General features: G+C 68.6%; 3 protein-coding genes. 1 reads left to right on the top strand and 2 read right to left on the bottom strand.

Features of this window, described 5'->3' with window-relative positions:
- Window positions 1–154: 154 nt before the first annotated feature.
- Complete coding sequence (locus ABZ656_RS57530; RefSeq protein ID WP_267023396.1) at window positions 155–865, bottom strand: SDR family oxidoreductase; 711 nt, start codon at window positions 863–865, stop codon at window positions 155–157.
- 117 nt (window positions 866–982) lie between these two features.
- On the opposite strand from ABZ656_RS57530, the gene ABZ656_RS57525 reads away from it, so the two are divergent.
- The gene (locus ABZ656_RS57525; RefSeq protein WP_099946741.1) at window positions 983–1,351 is read left to right on the top strand and encodes a MerR family transcriptional regulator; all 369 of its coding nucleotides are present in this window, start codon (window positions 983–985) and stop codon (window positions 1,349–1,351) included.
- Between the two features lie 70 nt (window positions 1,352–1,421).
- Here ABZ656_RS57525 and ABZ656_RS57520 read toward each other — a convergent pair whose 3' ends face one another.
- Window positions 1,422–2,264, bottom strand: a complete 843-nt coding sequence (locus tag ABZ656_RS57520) for an IS5 family transposase (RefSeq protein WP_360280673.1) — start codon at window positions 2,262–2,264, stop codon at window positions 1,422–1,424.
- Window positions 2,265–2,358 lie beyond the last annotated feature (94 nt).

Raw genomic sequence — 2,358 nt, 5'->3', positions numbered from 1 at the left:
CGTCACTTGAGTCTTCTGGTGGTGGGTAGGTGTCCCAGCGGTAGCGCGGCGGACGCGCGTGCGGAGCGTGACGAGTACGCATGGCCGCGCCCGGCCGATCCCCAGATCCTCGAACGTCGGCTGAAGCCTGGCCGGGCGGGCGGCTGCCGAAGGGTCAGGCGGCGGGAACCGCCTGCGGGTAGAGCACGCTCGGGTCGGCGGACAGGGCCGCCTTGAGCTGGACGCAGTTGTTGTCGGCGAGGATCTCCATCTTCCCGGCCTCGATACCGTCGAGGGCGGCGCGCACGACATCGGCGGGGTCGTTCTTCTCCACGTCCCACCCGGCCATCATGTCGGTGTCGGTGCTGGCCAGGTGCAGGCCCGTCACCGCGGTTCCCTGGCCCGCGAGTTCGAGGCGGATGCCGTTGGTGAGGCTCCACGCCGCCGCCTTCGACGCGCTGTAGGCGTTGGCCCCGTCGTAGGCGAGCCAGGACATCGCCGACAGGACGTTGAGGATGGCCCCACCGCCGCCTGCGGCCAGGACGGGAGTGAACGCCCGGACCACGTTGAGGGTGCCGAAGTAGTTGGTGTCCATCTCCAGCCGGATCTTCTCGGGGTCCCCGGTGACGAGGTTCTGCTGGGTGAAGACGCCGGCATTGTTGATCAAGAGGGTGACGTCCGAGGCCGCGCCCGCCGCGGCGGCGACCGAAGCCGGATCGGTGATGTCGAGCCGCAGTACCTCCACACCGGGGAGGTCGACGAGGTGGGGGGTGCGCGCGGTCGCGTAGACCTTGGTGGCGCCCCGGTGCAGGAGCTGTTGGGCGAAGTGCCTGCCGATGCCGCGGTTGGCGCCGGTGACGAGGGCGACGGAACCGGTGATCTTCATGGGGAGTCTCCTGGCAGTGGTGAGGTGATTCCTGTCCGGGCTGTTCACGGGCTACGCTAGAACCTGACGTTGACGTCAGAGGCAAGGAATGTGATCCAGGTCATGGAGGGGGCGTTGATGCGCATCGGTGAGCTGGCCTCAAGGGTGGGCGTGAGCGTGCGGGCACTGCGCTACTACGAAGAGCAGGACCTGCTGGCCTCGGCGCGCAGCCCCAGCGGCCAGCGGCAGTACCCGGACAGCGCGGTCGACCGCGTCCAGCTGATTCAGCAGCTGTACTCCGCAGGGCTGCCGAGCAGGGCGATCCTGGAACTGCTGCCGTGCGTCGAGACCGGTGACGTGACCCCCGCGCTGCTCGACCGGCTGTCGGCCGAGCGGGACCGCATCGATACGCAGGTCAGCACCCTGGTGAAAACCCGGGACCGGCTCGACGCCATCATCACCACAGCCTCCACAGCCAGGAGCGCGGGCCGGCCCTGCCCTCGTTGAGCAGCGCGCCTTCCCCAGGCGTGCGGCAGTGCTTGTCCGCCCGACGCAGACGGACGCCCGTCAGCAGGCGTCACTTGAGCCTCTTGGTGGTGGGCCGTCCGTCCCAGCGGTAGAGCGGGGTCGCGCGGCGGATGAGCATGCGGAGCGTGACGATTGCGGCGGACAGGTAGAGGTAGAAGTCCACAGCGCACTGGCGCTTCTCGGTGCAGCGGCGGAGCTTGCCGAAGCCGTTCATCCATACGTGGCTCCGCTCCACGACCCACCTCTTGCCGGCCTGGATCGGTGCGGGCACGCCCGTGCGGGCGATCTCGCCGGTGAAGCCCAGTTCCTCGAGCGCGGCTCGGGTCTTGTCACTGTCATAGCCCCGGTCCAAGTTGACGTTGACCTGCTCGGGAAACACACCGACCTGCTTCTTCGCGGCCTCCAGGGTGGGCACGAGCAGCGGGGAGTCATGACGGTTGGCCCCGGCCGAGACGAGACCGATCGGGACGCCGCGGGCTTCGGTGGCCACTGAGCGCTTCAGGCCCTGCTTGCCCCGGTCGACCGGGGAGCGTCCGGCTCTCTCGCCGCCGCAGGGAGCCTTGGTGATGCACCCGTCGACGGACAGCTCATGGAGTTGGAGGCCGATCATGCGGTCGTACGCCTGCACGGCCAGCCCGTGGACCTGCTCGGCCATGCCCAGCTGTGACCAGTACTTGACGCGGCGTCGGATGGTGCGGTCGGAGCACTGGCGGTCGGCGATCCGCTCGTATCCGGAGCCGTGCACCAGGGCGGCGATGACGCGCTCGAAGACAATCCGGTCCGGGATGCGCGGGTTGTGGCAGCCGAGCGGATGGGTATCGACATGCTCGGGCAGCAGCGCTGCGAACTGGTCCCACAGGGGTTCGAGCAGGCATGATGGCAGGACAGGCACGAGCCCTCCGGTGATCACTGAGCGTCAAGAACTCCATGATCACCCAGGCTCGTGCCTGTCTTGCCTCCGGGTCGTCACACGGCCATTCGCCACA

This window comes from Streptomyces sp. NPDC007095 (assembly GCF_040634475.1).
In the GTDB taxonomy this organism is placed as follows: Bacteria; Actinomycetota; Actinomycetes; order Streptomycetales; family Streptomycetaceae; genus Streptomyces.
This window is presented reverse-complemented; position numbering and strand designations above follow the sequence as displayed.

Excerpts from the sequence above, each read along its gene's own strand:
- ABZ656_RS57530 (WP_267023396.1), bottom strand. The coding sequence starts at position 865 with ATGAAGATCACCGGTTCCGTCGCCCTCGTCACCGGCGCCAACCGCGGC.
- ABZ656_RS57525 (WP_099946741.1), top strand. The coding sequence starts at position 983 with ATGCGCATCGGTGAGCTGGCCTCAAGGGTGGGCGTGAGCGTGCGGGCA.